The sequence below is a fragment of the Thermus tenuipuniceus genome (assembly GCF_002964845.1).
GTDB classification, from domain to species: Bacteria; Deinococcota; Deinococci; order Deinococcales; family Thermaceae; genus Thermus; species Thermus tenuipuniceus.
Window position 1 is genome coordinate 1 of sequence record NZ_PRDA01000024.1, and the last position, 13,874, is coordinate 13,874.

General features: G+C 69.5%; 16 protein-coding genes and 2 other RNA genes. 1 reads left to right on the forward strand and 17 read right to left on the reverse strand.

Annotated elements, in window-relative coordinates; translation table 11 throughout:
* Window positions 1-228: 228 nt before the first annotated feature.
* Together rpmE and C2847_RS08575 are read right to left on the reverse strand one after the other, a co-directional pair.
* A complete protein-coding gene (rpmE, locus tag C2847_RS08570; protein WP_015717326.1) occupies window positions 229-444 on the reverse strand; it encodes a 50S ribosomal protein L31 in 216 nt (71 codons plus the stop codon).
* Between the two features lie 80 nt (window positions 445-524).
* Window positions 525-707 carry a hypothetical protein gene (locus C2847_RS08575; protein WP_028492983.1) on the reverse strand — a complete coding sequence of 61 codons (183 nt, stop codon included), beginning with the start codon at window positions 705-707 and terminating at the stop codon, window positions 525-527.
* Between the two features lie 45 nt (window positions 708-752).
* Between C2847_RS08575 and rnpB (C2847_RS08580) the strand changes: the two genes are divergently transcribed.
* An RNA gene (rnpB, locus tag C2847_RS08580) (RNase P RNA component class A) lies at window positions 753-1,111 on the forward strand.
* A 12-nt stretch (window positions 1,112-1,123) separates the two neighbouring features.
* Here the strand turns inward: rnpB (C2847_RS08580) and C2847_RS08585 are convergent.
* The 15 genes from C2847_RS08585 to rnpB (C2847_RS08650) all read right to left on the reverse strand — a co-directional run bounded on the left by C2847_RS08585 (window position 1,124) and on the right by rnpB (C2847_RS08650) (window position 13,805).
* Window positions 1,124-2,230: a hypothetical protein gene (locus C2847_RS08585; protein ID WP_105318001.1), complete on the reverse strand. Its 1,107-nt coding sequence runs from the start codon at window positions 2,228-2,230 to the stop codon at window positions 1,124-1,126.
* Window positions 2,220-2,603 (reverse strand): hypothetical protein, encoded by a 384-nt coding sequence (locus tag C2847_RS08590; protein ID WP_071677796.1) that lies wholly within the window; start codon window positions 2,601-2,603, stop codon window positions 2,220-2,222. Before C2847_RS08590 ends, C2847_RS08585 begins: the two co-directional genes overlap by 11 nt.
* A 3-nt stretch (window positions 2,604-2,606) precedes the next feature.
* Complete coding sequence (locus tag C2847_RS08595; RefSeq protein WP_105318002.1) at window positions 2,607-3,470, reverse strand: hypothetical protein; 864 nt, start codon at window positions 3,468-3,470, stop codon at window positions 2,607-2,609.
* Between the two features lie 11 nt (window positions 3,471-3,481).
* Window positions 3,482-3,820 (reverse strand): hypothetical protein, encoded by a 339-nt coding sequence (locus C2847_RS08600; RefSeq protein ID WP_084720325.1) that lies wholly within the window; start codon window positions 3,818-3,820, stop codon window positions 3,482-3,484.
* Entirely contained in the window at window positions 3,821-3,982 is a 162-nt protein-coding gene (locus C2847_RS12295) for a hypothetical protein (protein WP_164835683.1), read from the reverse strand.
* An 89-nt stretch (window positions 3,983-4,071) separates the two neighbouring features.
* On the reverse strand, window positions 4,072-4,830 hold the full coding sequence (locus C2847_RS08605) for a phage tail protein (protein WP_071677793.1): 759 nt from the start codon (window positions 4,828-4,830) through the stop codon (window positions 4,072-4,074).
* Window positions 4,823-5,857 (reverse strand): baseplate J/gp47 family protein, encoded by a 1,035-nt coding sequence (locus tag C2847_RS08610; protein ID WP_071677792.1) that lies wholly within the window; start codon window positions 5,855-5,857, stop codon window positions 4,823-4,825. The genes C2847_RS08605 and C2847_RS08610 overlap by 8 nt, the downstream gene beginning before the upstream one ends.
* On the reverse strand, window positions 5,850-6,212 hold the full coding sequence (locus C2847_RS12300) for a hypothetical protein (RefSeq protein ID WP_071677791.1): 363 nt from the start codon (window positions 6,210-6,212) through the stop codon (window positions 5,850-5,852). Before C2847_RS12300 ends, C2847_RS08610 begins: the two co-directional genes overlap by 8 nt.
* A gap of 3 nt (window positions 6,213-6,215) precedes the next feature.
* Window positions 6,216-6,863: a hypothetical protein gene (locus C2847_RS12305; RefSeq protein WP_071677790.1), complete on the reverse strand. Its 648-nt coding sequence runs from the start codon at window positions 6,861-6,863 to the stop codon at window positions 6,216-6,218.
* A complete protein-coding gene (locus C2847_RS08625; protein WP_071677789.1) occupies window positions 6,853-7,590 on the reverse strand; it encodes a hypothetical protein in 738 nt (245 codons plus the stop codon). The genes C2847_RS12305 and C2847_RS08625 overlap by 11 nt, the downstream gene beginning before the upstream one ends.
* Entirely contained in the window at window positions 7,587-8,180 is a 594-nt protein-coding gene (locus C2847_RS08630) for a hypothetical protein (RefSeq protein ID WP_071677788.1), read from the reverse strand. Before C2847_RS08630 ends, C2847_RS08625 begins: the two co-directional genes overlap by 4 nt.
* A complete protein-coding gene (locus tag C2847_RS08635) occupies window positions 8,180-10,996 on the reverse strand; it encodes a phage tail tape measure protein (RefSeq protein WP_071677787.1) in 2,817 nt (938 codons plus the stop codon). Before C2847_RS08635 ends, C2847_RS08630 begins: the two co-directional genes overlap by 1 nt.
* The gene (locus C2847_RS08640; protein ID WP_084720324.1) at window positions 10,993-11,625 is read right to left on the reverse strand and encodes a M23 family metallopeptidase; all 633 of its coding nucleotides are present in this window, start codon (window positions 11,623-11,625) and stop codon (window positions 10,993-10,995) included. Before C2847_RS08640 ends, C2847_RS08635 begins: the two co-directional genes overlap by 4 nt.
* Before the next feature lie 99 nt (window positions 11,626-11,724).
* Window positions 11,725-13,413, reverse strand: coding sequence for a DNA methyltransferase (locus C2847_RS08645; RefSeq protein WP_071677785.1), 1,689 nt, complete (start codon window positions 13,411-13,413; stop codon window positions 11,725-11,727).
* 20 nt (window positions 13,414-13,433) lie between these two features.
* Window positions 13,434-13,805, reverse strand: an RNA gene (gene rnpB, locus C2847_RS08650) — RNase P RNA component class A.
* Between the last annotated feature and the right edge of the window lie 69 nt (window positions 13,806-13,874).

A 13,874-nucleotide genomic window follows, 5' to 3' on the forward strand; every position in this document is an offset into this window, starting at 1 on the left:
GGATAAGTGCAAGTTTTGAGCAACCCAAAGCGGATTCGGAGCAACCTGGAGACAGGTTCCCACCGGGCAAGGAACGCCTGCGCCTCCTGGTAGAGTGGGAAGGGCCAGGGAACCACCGAGTCCGTTCCCCTGGGACTTACCTGAGGAAGGCTAGGCCTGGAACCCTTTCCCTCGCTACCAAAGGAAGGGGGCGAAGCCCTGAATGGCCCCGCCCCTCTTGCTAAACCCCTATCGCCCCTTGCGGTAGGAATCCCCGTAACGGCGCTGGAAGCGCTCCACGCGGCCTTCCGTGTCCACAAAGCGCTGCTGCCCCGTGTAGAAGGGGTGGCAGTTGCTGCACACCTCCACGTGGATCTCCGGGCGGGTGGAGTAAGTGTGGATGACGTTGCCGCAACCGCAGATGATGCGGGCGGGAACCAGCTTGGGGTGGATGCCTTCCTTCACGTTTCGCCTCCTTTCGCACGGTCTTGGCCGTGCGCAAAACCATCTCCTACTCTACCAGGACCCCGGGGCATCCCGCAACCTTAAGGCGGGGGCAGGCGGCGCCACCTGGGGCCGAAGAGGCGGCGGCGTAGCCGCTCCCAGGCCACCCAGAACACCCCTACCCCCAAGCCCAAAACCGCCAGGAGCCAGAGAATCCCCAAAACCCCAAGCCCCACCAGGGCGAAAAAGAGGAGGAGAAGGGGCAGGTACCAGGGAAGCCTCACGCCTTCACTTTACTTCCTGGCTGGACTAAAATAAAGGATGCCCCAGGACGGGGGGACGGTCGCGCCCGGGAGCCGAACCTCCCGGGTGAGGAAAGTCCGGGCACCATAGGGCAGGGTGCCAGCTAACGGCTGGGCGGGGTAACCCGACGGAAAGTGCCACAGAGAAAAGACCGCCAGCGGCCAGGCCAAGGCCTGGTGCGGGCAAGGGTGAAACGGTGGGGTAAGAGCCCACCGCGCCTCCTGGATGTCACGCGTCACGCTTCGAGGTCAATTTCAGTCATCTTTTTAGTGCAGTTTGACTGAGTTCGGTCATTTTGAGGTTCGTAAGGTGAGCGTTTATGCGCACGGAACATGAGCGTTATCATGTAAAGTAGCAGGGCCGGGGCTCCATGCCCCGACCCTAGCTAGCCCCGCCGTCACAACGCCCAGACTACGAAGGCGTTAGAGGGACTATGAGAAAAGCCTAACCCGAAAACTACATTGCTCGACCAATCTGGCCGGGCCCGGTTTTGGGCTGGGTTCTTGCCGGCCAACCGGACATAATCGAGGAACGCCCCCTTCGTCACCTCGGGGATGGGCACGAGGCCCAACGCGTAGGCGATGGTGGGGGGGGTGAGCCCCGACTCGTAAGCGAGGCTCATGCTCGAGTTGGTCACGTAATCCTGTGTAGTCGTGTTTTCGTCCCACCCGCTGGGGAATGTGTCTGGGCTCGTGCCCAGGATGGCGGGGCCGACGTTTTGACTCACGCCGTCGTCCGTGAAGCTCTTCGTGGGGTCCTTTTTGTAATACAGGACCCCGGTCTGCCCCGACTGGGGCGTGACGGGCGCCCCGTCCGACGCCCGGATGGCCATCCAGTTGGGGGAAGCTAGGGATAGATCCAGGCTCGCATCGGGGATGATCTCTATGCGCCCGTAGTTGACGCGGAGCCCCCCAAACCAGAGAAAACGGCTGCCAAAAATGTCGGCCACGCCGAATGGCGTGCCGTCATGCCGCCATGCTAGAGGCCCAGACCCAGCAAGGGTAGCGTTGTCTCCCGTCGTCGTGCCCGGAGCCTGCCCATCCACCCGCACCCCCCACTCGTAGGGCGCTTCGTGCGAGCGCCCCCACTGCGTGTTGCCCCGGATGGGGGGGTCAGTCTTGCCCGCCTTGAGCCACTCGGGGAGGACCACGGCCATGAACTCCGCCCGGGTCATGAGGTGGAAGCCGGGGCCGTTGGCCGCGGCGTAGGCCACGGCCTGATCGTAGGTGAGCAATGACGCATTCTGGCCGGGGACGCTCACGAGCTCGCCATTGGAGAGCACGGCGCGGTACATGGAGACCCAAATCTCGCTTTTGGTCTCCCCGTTCACCACAAACGCCGGGTGGGGGCCGGAGCCGAACTGGGGCCCGAGCTGCTCCAGGTTGAAGCGGGGGATGCGCCGCATGAAGAGCGGCTGCCCCTTTTTGGTGTACATCACCGTGCACAGACCTCCTGACGCCGCCTCTACCGCTTGCCGCAGACTATCCTTCACGCTAAAGATCATGCCTCACCTCCAAAGCGTCCAAAATGGGCAGGGCGAAGAGCCGCACCCGCACCAAATCCGCCCGCAGCGGGGTGGGGCGCCACTCGTACACGGGCTCCCGGCGCTCCACCACTTCGCCGCCGTCCTCCAGCTGGTAGACCATCTCCCCCACCTCCACCTGCTCCAACGGCCGAGCCGGCAGAAGGACCTCCGCCCCCAGCCAGTCGGTGGGGTCCAGGGTGGGACCGCCCTGGGGGGTGGCGTAGACGTAGACCCGCTGGGGCTCTGGGCCGGAGAGGGCCTCGAGGTCCAGCGCCACCCCGTCCACATAGAGGACGCCCCCTTCCAGCCGCGCCTCCCAGTGCCGCCCGTCTCCAACGCGCTCCACCGTCACACCTCACCTCCAGTTTTGGTGCACCGCCATCCACCAGACCACGAGGTCATCCGCGGTGCCGCGGTTTTCTATCGTGAAGGCGTTGCGGGCCTTGTTCGCCACCGCAAGCGCCACCCTCCCCAGGTCCGAGGCGCCTTCCACGCGCAGGTAGACGTTGTAGTTGGTGTTTGGCATAGGGTAGGCCAGGGACACCGTATAGGCGGGGAGCACGGGGGGGAACCACGTGGACGGGGAGGCCACCACCCGCGCGTCCGTGATGGTGCCGGCGAAGGTGGGGCCCGTGTCCCCAGCGGGGACGCTCACCTGGGCTAACGGCATTCCCTCCTCGGGCGCCTGGGCGCCCTCCACCAAATAAGGGGCGCCGTCGTTGGTGAGGTAGAGGGTGTAGGTCTTGGCCGCGCTACCCGGGTTGGTGGGCACGGCAATGGCGTTGGGCCGCGCGGGGTAGCTGCGCCGCATCCCCCCTTGGACCGCCACCCCCGCGGCGATGGAGAGGGAGCGCCCCGTTCCCGCGCTCACCTGGAGCCCGGAAACCACATACTTGCGGGGAATGTACACCCGCCCCGTCTGGATGGCCCGGTAGCGGAGGTCCTGGAGCCCGTCCCAAGCCCCCTTGGCCAGACTGAGGGCGGCGGAGCCCAGCACCGCCGCCGCCCGCATGGCCGCCCGGTCCCGCATGGCGTACTGGGCCATAATCCGGGCGAAGGGGCCAACCTCCAGGATGTCGTTGGTGGCGCTCCGGACCAACCCCTTGGATGAAGTTTTGGGGATTGTCCCCCCGCCCGACTCGATGGTCTCCGCGGGCTGCCAGTCGTCGGCAAGCCCTTGACTAGCCAGAAACTCTAGGATGTCCTCTACTGTGGGCACGCTTCACCTCCCTACACGCTCTCCAGGCTGACCTCCAGCCGGTCGATGAGGGTCAGCCCCACCTCCAGGTCCACCGGGTCCCGGGTGCGGCGGTAGAGCATGACCCGGTTGCCGTTGGCGTCCCGGCCAAAGAGGGCGATCTCCCGCAGGGTGCGCACCCCTAGGCCCTCCCAGGCCAGGGCGTACTCGAAGATGGCCCGCCCCCCCTCCAGACGCTTGGAGATGAGGGTGGTGTAGACCGGGTTGGTGAGGGCGCTGGCGTTGGCCGCCCCCGAGGTGCCCCAGCCCGCTTCCACCACCATCTCCATGAGCCTGCGTAGCAACTGCTCTCTGGCGTACGTTGTGAACATTCAGAAGCTCACCTCCCCGAACGGCGGCGCGTAGTCCCGCCACCGCTCACCTCCCTCGCTCAGCAGGGCCAGGCGGGGATACGCCACGTCTCGCTCCCCAGCTTCAAACGGCCAACCGTCCAGGGGCAGGGCGTAGACCCTGCGGTGGGTCAGACCCCCCACCAGCCCTGCCCGCCCCTCTCCCCTACCCTCGCCCCGCCACCTGGGGCGGGAGGGGATGGGTCCCCACGTGCGCCTAGCCACCGGTGCCGTCAAAATCCCACCTCCCCAAAACGCCAGCTTCCGTCAAACACTTGGGCTTGGGCCATCCTGCCCTCGGCCCAGGCGGCGAGGCTCATCCCGCCCGCCAGCGCTACCCGCCGGGTGTCGCCAAAGAGGAAGTCCCCGAAAGCTCCAAGGTCCAGGAGGACCACCGCCGCCTGCGGCCGCAGGCGGAAGACGCGGCGGTCCTGGGCGTAGAGCTCCACCCCCCGCAGGACCGCGTGGGCGGGCTTGAGCTCCCGGACCGCGTGGCGCAGGTAGGCCCGCTCCCGCGCGGTCCAGGGCCCCGCTGGACTGACCTCCAAAATGAACTCCGCCCAGGCAGGGCCCGTGAAAGCGCCCTCGTAGTCCCCAAAGTGCCACGTGCCGTCAAAGGCGTTCTCGAAGGGCCCTTCCACCACCTTGGCCACAAAACCAAGGCGGGCGAGCTCGGCCTCCATGCCGGGCTTCGTCCCCGCCCGGAGCCACCAGTCCCAGGCGTGGCGGACGCGCTCCCGGTAGGAGGCGTCCGGCTCGTCGGGGGGGAAGCGGCGGAGGGCGCGGCCTTCGCCCAGCCGGGAGAGGGCCTCCCCTTCCGCGTACTGGGGGAAGGCCTGGGGGAAGGCCTCCAGGGCCTCCCGGATGAGGTCGGCCTCCTCCTGGGCCAGGGCCCGCACCATCCCGTCCGCCGCCCTTCCCGCCCGGGGGTAGCGGCCCGGGGGGAGGAGGGAGAGGAGGTGGCGGTAGAGGGCCTCGGCGAGCTCACTCATAGACCGTCACCTCCCCGGGGACGATGAGCTCGTCCCGGGCCACGGCCACAGGTCCCGCGGGGGCCAGGACCTCCACCGCCTCGAGGCCTCCCCGGTCGTGCAGGTGGTCCATGAGGCGGGAGGGCCAGAAGGTCTCCCCGATGTTTAGCCCGTTCAGGAAATCCAGGGCGAAGCCCCGCCAGGCCTCGAGGGAGGGGCTTCCCGGGAGGCGGTGCAGGCGCAGGGCGAGGTCCAGGGGCCGGGGGCTGGGGGAGCGCACCAGGGCGTTCACGGTGAGGGGCCGCCGCTCGTCCACCACCCTCTGGACCCGGGCGAGGAGCTCGGGGGAAGGGAGGCCCCGGGCGGGGGCTATGACCACGTCCACGGTGCCCTGGCCCCGGGGGTGGTCGTCTATGACCTGGACCTTCCGCACCTCGGGGTCCTCCAGGGCCCAGCTCATGTAGGCGTGGTAGGTGCTCCCCCGGCCCAGGGCGGGCCAGGCGAGAATGAGGCGGGCCCGGAGCTCCTCGTCCGTCTCCCGGTCCAAGCCGGGCTCCAGGACCTCCTCCACCTCCAGGGCCTCGAGGCCCCCCACCACGGTAACGGGGAGGAGGCGGGTCCCCGGGGGGAGGTTGTAGCGGCTCCCCACGCCCTCGCTCCAGACCTCCACGAGGGCGTCCGGGGCGAAGGGACCCTCGGCCCGGTAGCGGAGTTCCCCCACCCCCAGGAGGGCCCCGGGGGGGAAGGTGCCGGGAGCGGAGGCGAGGACGCGGCAGCGGAGCCTGGCCCCCCGGGCCTCCTTGCGGGCGAGGCCCAGGCCCTTGGCGTGCTCATCCAGCCAGGCGCCGGTGGCGGTGATCACAAAGAGCTGGGGGACGAGCTCCCGGGTGAAGGCGCGGGCCTCGAGGGCCGCTTGGGCCGCGAGGCGCAGGTAGGTGCCGAAGGCGCTGAAACTGTCGGGGTTCCGCACGGGGAAGCCCTCGGGGAGGAAGCCGAGGAGCCTCTGGGTCTCCTCCTCCAGGGTGGGGAGAGGGGGAAGCTCAGGCACCCTTCACCTCCAAGGGCCAGGGGAGGAGGAGCCTAAGGGCCTCCCCCGAGAGGCGCAAGGCGAGGCGGAGGCCTCCTTCCGTCCACTCCCCCCGGGCCTCCTCCACCCGGGCGTCCTCGAGGCAGGTCCGCTCCGCTTCCTGCAGGACCTCCACTCGGGTGAGCTCGTCCAGGGCCGCCTGCACGTAGTCGGGGAGGGCGCTTCCCTCATGGGGGAAGGCCCAGTGGCTCCCCCGGGGGGAGACGAGGCGGGCGAGGAGGTCCTGACGCACCACCTGGAGGCCCTCCACCAGGGCCGCATCCCCCCTGGGGGTGAAGCGGAAGTCACCGTCCTCAAAAAGCCAGTCCCGGTACACGGCTCACCCCGAAAAGACTTTGGAACTGCCGCCGATGATTACCCCGATGGCCGCCCCCACCTGCACCGGGTCCCCCACCCGGGCCACAGGGGGGCCACCGCCCGCGAGCTCCACCCGGGGGGCGTCCACCCGCACCACCGCGGTGCCCAAGAGCTCCACGGTCCCGTCCGGCTTCAGGCGGAGGACCACCCCGGGGGCGGCCTGGACTTCAATCTCCCCGTCGGGCTTGAGGCGCACCCAGGTGTCGGCGTCCTTCTGCACCAGGTACTCCCCGGGCTCCACCGGGACCACGGCCTTCCCCTCGGAGAGGACCCCGTCCACGTAGGGATAGGCGGGGTTCCCCTCGTAGTAGGCCACCCGCACGATGGCCCCCACCTCGGGAAGGGCGTAGACCCCGCGGCCCCCGCCGATCCAGGGCACGTCCAGGGGGACGTCCCGGAGGAGGGGGCGGCTCGGGTCGGGCTGGCCGTCCACGGTGAGGGGCTCCAGGTCCACGCTGTAGCGCGGGCTCCCGGGAGGCCCCGCCACCCCGGGCTCGGACCTCACCGCCACCACCCGGGCCTTGTGGGGGAGGTGGGTGCGGTGGGCGAGCTCGGGCCAGAGGGCCTCCACGAGCCTGCGGAGGGCGGTCTTCAGGGCATCACTCCTCACGGCCGATCACCTCGTGGTAGGCCTCCTTGGGAGAGAGGACCAGGCGGTGCTCCTCCACCCTGAGCCCCCCCCGGTAGGCAGGGTGGTCCACCCGCAGCAGGTGGAGGACCCTAAGGGCGGGGAGAGGGGCCATGCGAAGCCCGTAGCGGCCCGGGGACAAGGGGCGCACCCAGGCCACCTCCTCCCCCACCCGGTGGACCACCCCGTAGTGGGGGCTCTTCCCCTCGGGCCCGGCGTAGAGGACTCCCCCGTCCAGCTCGTGCATCACCGCCTCCACCCCCCAGGCCTTGAGGACCATGAGGACCCCCTCCCAGGCCCGCACGCGGGGGAGGGCGTAGTGGCGCTTGGGCTCGGTCTGGAAGCCCCAGAGGGCCTTCCCCCCCACCTGGCCTTTGACCCACTCGGCCACCTCCTCGGCCTTCGCGTCCTGGAAGCCCTGGGGGCCCACCTCCCGCCGCCACTCGGGGAGGCCCCAGGCCACCCCCTCCGTGGCCGAGAGGAGGCCCTGAAGGGCGCCCCGGAAGAGGGGGCCCTCGAGGGTGAGCCGCACCGCCTCCCCAGGCTGGAAGGGTTTAGTGGTCTCGTCGGAGGGGCGGGCCGTGCCCTCGAGGTAGACCTGCCCCTGGAGGTGCAGGGTGCGCCAGGGGACGTGCAGGCTCTCGTGGAAGACGAGGCCCGCGGGGGTGCCCTTCTGGGTCTCGGGTTTGGGAACGTGGACGAGGTTCATCTGGACCCTCCCACGAGGCTATGGGCGCTCTGCCGCCCGTCCAGGAAGCCCTGTAGCATCGCCGGGGGCTTGGGCGGGGCCTGCCCCCCCTTCCCCTCGTTCCGCCTCTGCTGGGCGCTCCCCGGCGGGGGGCCCGCCTGGGGGCCGGGGGCCGCGGCCAGGGCCTGGGCCTCCCGGGCGTTGGCCTCGGCCAGGGCCTCCCGGGGCTCCACCTGGGTGAGCTCCAGCACGGCCGTGAGCCCGTCCTCCCCGCCCTCTTCCCGGGTGGTGAGCCGGGCGAAGAGGGCCTTCTCTATCCCCCGGGCCGCCAGGTGGGGGTGGACCACCCGCAGGGGCTCGGTCTTGCTCTTGGCGAACTTGGCGTGAAGCCGCCTGGCCTCCGCCAGGGGGTCCTTCCCCGCCAGGCGAAGGGTGATGCGCACCCGGAAGTCCCGGTAGCCCCTGAGGACGTGCACGTCCCCGGTGCGGCCCTCCCGGGGAAGGCTCTCCACGGAGTTCTCCCCCTCCACCTCCACGGCCACCACCACCCCGGGCATCTCCTCCCCGTCCAGCCGCAGGCGGTCTCCGGTGGCGAAGCGCAGGTAGGGCATCAGACCTCCTCCAGATAGGGCAGCATGAGGCGCTTCAGGGCCCCGAGGAACTCGTCCGCATCCCGCACGGAGGGGAGTTCCAGGCGCTCGATGCGCACCACCTGGACCACCCTGCCCTCCGCTTTGCGGCCCTCTCCCCTGCCCTGAGCCTGGCCGGGCACGGGGGCCACAGGGGAAGGGGGCACCAGGGCCCCCAAAGGCGGCAGCTCCGGCATCTCCACCGCAGGGCGCAAGACGGGAAGCTCCAGCAACTGCGGTACCGGGGGCACCAGGGCCTGCACCGCCCGGGCCACCTCGGGGGCCGCCCCCTGCAGGCCCACGGCCATCCCCAGGGCGGTCATGGCACCGATCTCGGCGAAGACCCGGCTGGGGGAGCGCATCCCCAGAAGGTTCCGGAGCGTGGTAATTGCCTTCCCCCCCAGATCCCTGACGGCATTCACCGGGGCCGCCGCCAGGCTGAGGATGCCTTGGGTGAGCCCCTGGACGATGGCCTTGCCCGCCTCCAGGAAGGAGCCCACCAGCCCCCGCACGAAGGCCAGGGCCTGGCCCAAGGCCGCCTTTAGGGCGTCCCAGACCACGCCCCCCAGGCGCAGGGGCAAGGAGAGCAGGGCCTTGAGAGCCTGCCACCCCCTCTCGGCAAAGGCCAGGGCCAGGCGGAAATCCCCCTGGAGGAGGGCCCGCAGGGCCCCGATGCCGGAGAGGACCACGGTCTGGAGGAGCCGGAAGACCGCCTCGGCCCCCGTCACCAGGCCCCGCCAAGCGGCCCCCAACCCCTCTCCCAGCCGGGCCAGGGCGGGAAAGCGCTCGCTGGCCACCTGCCAGAGGCGGGCCAGGGCGTTGAGGGCGGTATCCACCAGAACGCCCCCCACCCGGATGGGCACGGAGAGGACAGCCCGGAGCCCCTCCCACACCCGCAAGGCCCCCTGGCGGGCCCGGTCCAGGTCCAGGGTGAAGAGGCCCACCACCAGGTCCACGAAGCCCCGCAGGATGCGGATGAGGCCCGCGAGGCCGTCGGCGAAGATGGGGGCGAGGCGGACGACGAGGGCTTCCAGGAGGCCGAAGAGGAAGCCGATGCCATACCCCAGGGCGTAGCCGAAGCGGTCCCAGGCGGCCTGGGCGGAGGCCAGGGAGGCCTGGATGGCCCCCCCGAGGGGGCGGAAGAGCCCGGCCAGAGCCTCCCCCAGGCCCCGGAACTCGGCGAGGACCGGGGCGAAGGCGCTCCGCACCGCCTGGAGGGTGCCGAGAACGCTCTTGCGGAAGCTCTCGCTCGCCCCCCAGGCCTGGCGGAAGAGGTAGACGAGCCCGGCGAGGGCGCCGAGGACCAGCCCCACCGGGTTGAGGAGGAGGGCCCGCCCCAGGAAGAGCACCGCCTGCCCGGCCCGGAAGGCCCCCTGGGCGAGGAGGCCGAAGGCCCCCCGGAGGAGCCCCACCGCCCCCAGCCGGGCCATCTCCCCCCGCAGGAGGGCGAGGCCCAGGGAGAGGAGGCGCGCCTGCCTGAGGGCGCCGGCGAGGCCGCTTTGGAGGGCGAGGAGGCCCAGCCGGGCCTGAGTGGCGGCGAAGCCCAGGGCGGCGAGCCCCGTGACCAGGAAGCCGCCCACTACCAGAAGCCCCCCGAGGGTGGCCGTGACGGCCACGAGGGCCCCCCGGAGGAGGGGGAAGCGGTCCAGGAGGTCGGAGACGCGGTTCAGGAGGTCGGCGAGGCGGGCCACCACCGGGGTCACCACGGGCAGGAGGGCGTTGCCGAGGGTGATCCAGATGCGCTCCAGGGCGTTCCGGAGCAGGATGAGCTGGTTCCTCAGGGTGGCGGAGCGGTTCTGGAACTCGGCGAGGACGCTCCCCGTGTAGGCGGCCGGACTTCGCACCAGGCTGAAGGCCTTCTCCAGGGTGCCCAAGGAGCCCACCAGCTTGGCGATGTCGTCGGCGTACTCCATACCGAAGAGGTCGGAAAGCACGGTGAGCTGGTCGGGCACCGCCCTGAGGCGGCGTAGGAAGTCCATGATGGCCCCGGCGGCGTCCCGCCTCAGGGCCTGCTGGAGGCCCGTGGCCGTGAGCCCCAGGCGGGCCAAGGCTTCCTGAAAAGCCTTGGGCTGGACGTGAGCGGTGGCCAGGCGCTGGAAGAGGGCGTTGAGGCCGGTGGCGGCCACCTCGGGGGCGGTGCCGAGGGCGAGGAGGCTCGCGGAGAAGGCCGCCACCTGCTGCCCGGTGAGGCCCAGGAGCTTCCCCGTCCCCCCTACCCGGCGGAGGACCTCCAGGATCTCCGGGGCGGTGGCCGCCATGTTGTTGGAGAGGTGGTTCACGGCGTCCGCCAAGCGCATGACCCCCTCCTGGCTGAGCTCCAGGACGTTGCGGAGCTTGGCCAGGGCGTCTCCCGCCTGGCCCGCGGAGATGCCGAAGGCCACCCCCACCCGGGCCGCGTCCTGGGTAAAGCGGACCAGCTCCTGCATGGGGATGCCCGCCTGGCCCGCGGCGGCGGCGATCTCCGTGAGCTCCCTGGCGGTCATGGGGATGACCCGGGTGAGGCCCAAAAGCTCCCGCTGGAGGGCCATGAGGGCGGGGGCGGGGGCGTCCACCACCTTGCGCACGTCGGCGAAGGCGTCCTCAAAGTCCATCGCCGCCCGGGTGGCGAGGACCAGGGGCGCGGCGAGGGCCGCCCCGGCCCCGGCCACGGAAAGGCCCGCCCCCAAGCGTTGCAGGGCGAGGTCCGCCCGGCGGGAAAGCTCCTCCACCCGGCGCAGCCCCTCCCCCACCCGGCCCAGGGGGTTGGAGACGCGGTCCGTCAAGTCCAACAGCAGTTGCAACCTGAACAGGGCGTTCACAGCTTCCTCACCGCCACCTGAACCCGGTCGGGTTCCTCCAGGTTCACGACCACGCCCTCCACCTCCTGCCGGGCCGGGGTCCAGAAGACCCCCCGCACCCGGTAGAAGCGGCGGGCGGGGGCGTAGTGAGCCTTTAGGAAGGCCTCGGGGTCCAGGTACTTCTCCCGGATGAGGTCCACGTTGCTCCCGGGCCAGAAGTCGGCCTCCAGGGGCGCCCGCCGCACCTCAAAGTGGAGGTGGGCGAGGTACGGCCTGGCCGGGTCCCCCTTGCCGATGGCCCCCACGGGCTCGCCCGCGAAGAGGTAGTCCCCCTCCCGGGCCACCCGGAAGAGGAGGTGGGCGTACTGGGTCCAGAAGCGCCCGAGGCCGGGGAGGTCGTGCTCCAGCAGGACCACGTTGCCCCAAACCCGGTGGAAGGCGCTGTGGACCACCCGCCCCTCAGCCACGGCCACCACGGGGTAGCCCAGGTCGGCGTCCCCGGAGGAGCCGGAGAGGTTAAGGTCCACCCCGGGGTGCTGGTGAGGGGCGAGGCCCTGGGCCTTCCGCCACTCGGGGTAGCGCGGGTCCAAAAAGCCCGCGTCCACGCGGTTCTTTTCGGGAGATGGGGGCAAAGGCCAGAGGACGCGCATGGAGGGGTAAAATCAGGCTGCCCCCGGGTTTCCCCGGGGGCAGTTATCCCACCTTAGCCCTATCTTACCCCGGAGGGTGGGGGGGTGGCAAGAAGGCGGCTAAAGCAAAGGCTCCATCCCCCCCTTTGGCCGTGCCGTCCGCACTTCCTTGCGCTCGTAGCTCACGTTGAGGCTTCCCGCGGGAAACTCAGGGCGCTTTCCGGCGAGGAGCTCTTCCACGGTAAGGATCTGGAGCCTGGGGTAGGACTGGCTCCCCCAGGAATAGACACCCGCCTTCGCGGCCTCCTCCCGCATGCCTTGCGTGGGGGCCTCCAGGACGATGAGAACCCCGAAGGCCGCCTTCTCCCGCTCCATCACGCCCCGCAGGTCCCTCACCACGCTGGGCCCCAGGCGCTTCCCCCCCTTGACCTGGACCACGACCTTCTCCAGCCTACCCCCGTCCGGGGTGCGGAAGTAGAGGAAGCCGTCTATGCCCGTGTCCTTGCCCTTCTTTCCCTTTTGCGGGTCCCCGTACGGCTGAGCCCCGATCAGGCCCAGAGCCCAGAGCTGAAATTGGTGGGGGTCTTTCTCAAAGAGAAAACGGGCGCTCTCCACGTCCTTGGGCGTCCCAAGAACCTCGTAGTCCCTCCCCGGCTCCAGGCCGAAGTCCCGCCTCAGCCGCGCCTGGATGAGGGTAATGGCCAGGTGGGTGATGTCTATGCCTATCCATCTGCGCCCCAGCTTCTCGGCGGCGGCGAGGGCTGTGCCGCACCCGCAGAAGGGATCCAAGACCACGTCCCCGGGGTTGGAACTGGCCTGGATGATACGCTCCAGGAGAACGAGGGGCTTCTGGGTGGGGTAGCCAAGACGTTCCTTGGAGTGGTGGCCCAAGGGGGGGATGTCGGTGACGACATCCCGAATGGGAACCCCCTTGGCGGTGTCCAGGTACTTCTTGAAGCGGGGCATGACCCCACGCGAAGGCCAGTAAATCAACCCCTCCCGGTCCAGGAAGTCTAACCGCTCCTGCACGGGAAGGTCGTCCCAGTCATCCGGGGGGGTAAGCCACGAAGGGAGCTTATCCTTGGAGGGCACAGCCCAGTGACGATTTTTTACCCCAGGATCTATCCCCCGCCAGGGCTTCCCCGAGTCGCCCTTGCTGGCTCCTGCCCCCGTCAAATCCTTAAGGGCATATCTACCCTTGGCGTCTTGATAGTCGTATTCGTCTTCCATGTACCGTTCTTCATAGTTTTCGTAGACGACATTCCAGGTGTACTCCTCTCCCTTGGTATAAAACAGGAGCGTATCGTGCACCGGCCCCCACCTCTTGGCAGAGCTATGGGCACTCGTGCGCTTCCAAACAACCTCGTTGCGAAAGTTCTTGGGCCCGAATATCTGGTCCAGGATGACCTTCAGGTAGTGGCTCGCAGTGGGGTCGCAGTGGAGGTAGAGGCTCCCCGTGGGCTTGAGCACCCGGTGAAGCTCCAAAAGGCGCACCGCCATCATCACCAGATAGGCGGAGAGGTCATTCTTCCCGAGGAAGCGCACCAGGAAGTCCAAGAACTCCCCAAGTCTCCCGTGCTTAGCCACCACCTCCTGGAGGGCCTGCTCGCTCTCCATCCCCCAGCTCCAGGTGTCCTCAAAGGCCTTGATCTGGGCCCCGGGGCCCTTGCCCGTATGCTCGCGGAAAATGACGTTGTAGTCCGCCTTGGAGTTGAAGGGAGGGTCCAAGTAGATGAGGTCCACACTTTCGTCGGGGATGTGCTTCCGCAGGACCTCGAGGTTGTCTCCGAAATAAAGCCGCTTCTCCATAGAACCTCCCCCCAAAGGGGACCCCGGGACGGGGCGTAAGCCGGGTTCTGTTTTCCGCGGTCATCTCTCTGGGACCACGGTCGCCCGTGGCCTCAAGCGGCCCATCCCGCAGGTTCTGGCGGGCCGGGCAAGCCCTTCCTGCCTACTGGGCCTTGCACCGGGTGGGGTTTGCCGTGCCCCAGCCTGTTGCCAGGCCAGGCGGTGGGCTCTTACCCCACCGTTTCACCCTTGCCCGCACCGGACCGTTAGGCCCGGCCGCTGGCGGTCTTTTCTCTGTGGCACTTTCCGTCGGGTTACCCCGCCCAGCCGTTAGCTGGCACCCTGCCCTATGGTGCCCGGACTTTCCTCACCCAAGGGGGTTGGCCCCCGGGCGCGACCGCGCCCCCGTCCCGGGGCACCCCTATTCTACCACAGGCGAAAGCATTGAGGAAATCGCTCACGCTCCAGGACAGAAACCCGCC

Excerpts from the sequence above, each read along its gene's own strand:
- C2847_RS08585 (WP_105318001.1), bottom strand. The coding sequence starts at position 2,230 with ATGATCTTTAGCGTGAAGGATAGTCTGCGGCAAGCGGTAGAGGCGGCG.
- C2847_RS08600 (WP_084720325.1), bottom strand. The coding sequence starts at position 3,820 with ATGTTCACAACGTACGCCAGAGAGCAGTTGCTACGCAGGCTCATGGAG.
- C2847_RS08605 (WP_071677793.1), bottom strand. The coding sequence starts at position 4,830 with ATGAGTGAGCTCGCCGAGGCCCTCTACCGCCACCTCCTCTCCCTCCTC.
- C2847_RS08625 (WP_071677789.1), bottom strand. The coding sequence starts at position 7,590 with ATGAACCTCGTCCACGTTCCCAAACCCGAGACCCAGAAGGGCACCCCC.
- C2847_RS08630 (WP_071677788.1), bottom strand. The coding sequence starts at position 8,180 with ATGCCCTACCTGCGCTTCGCCACCGGAGACCGCCTGCGGCTGGACGGG.
- C2847_RS08640 (WP_084720324.1), bottom strand. The coding sequence starts at position 11,625 with ATGCGCGTCCTCTGGCCTTTGCCCCCATCTCCCGAAAAGAACCGCGTG.
- C2847_RS08645 (WP_071677785.1), bottom strand. The coding sequence starts at position 13,413 with ATGGAGAAGCGGCTTTATTTCGGAGACAACCTCGAGGTCCTGCGGAAG.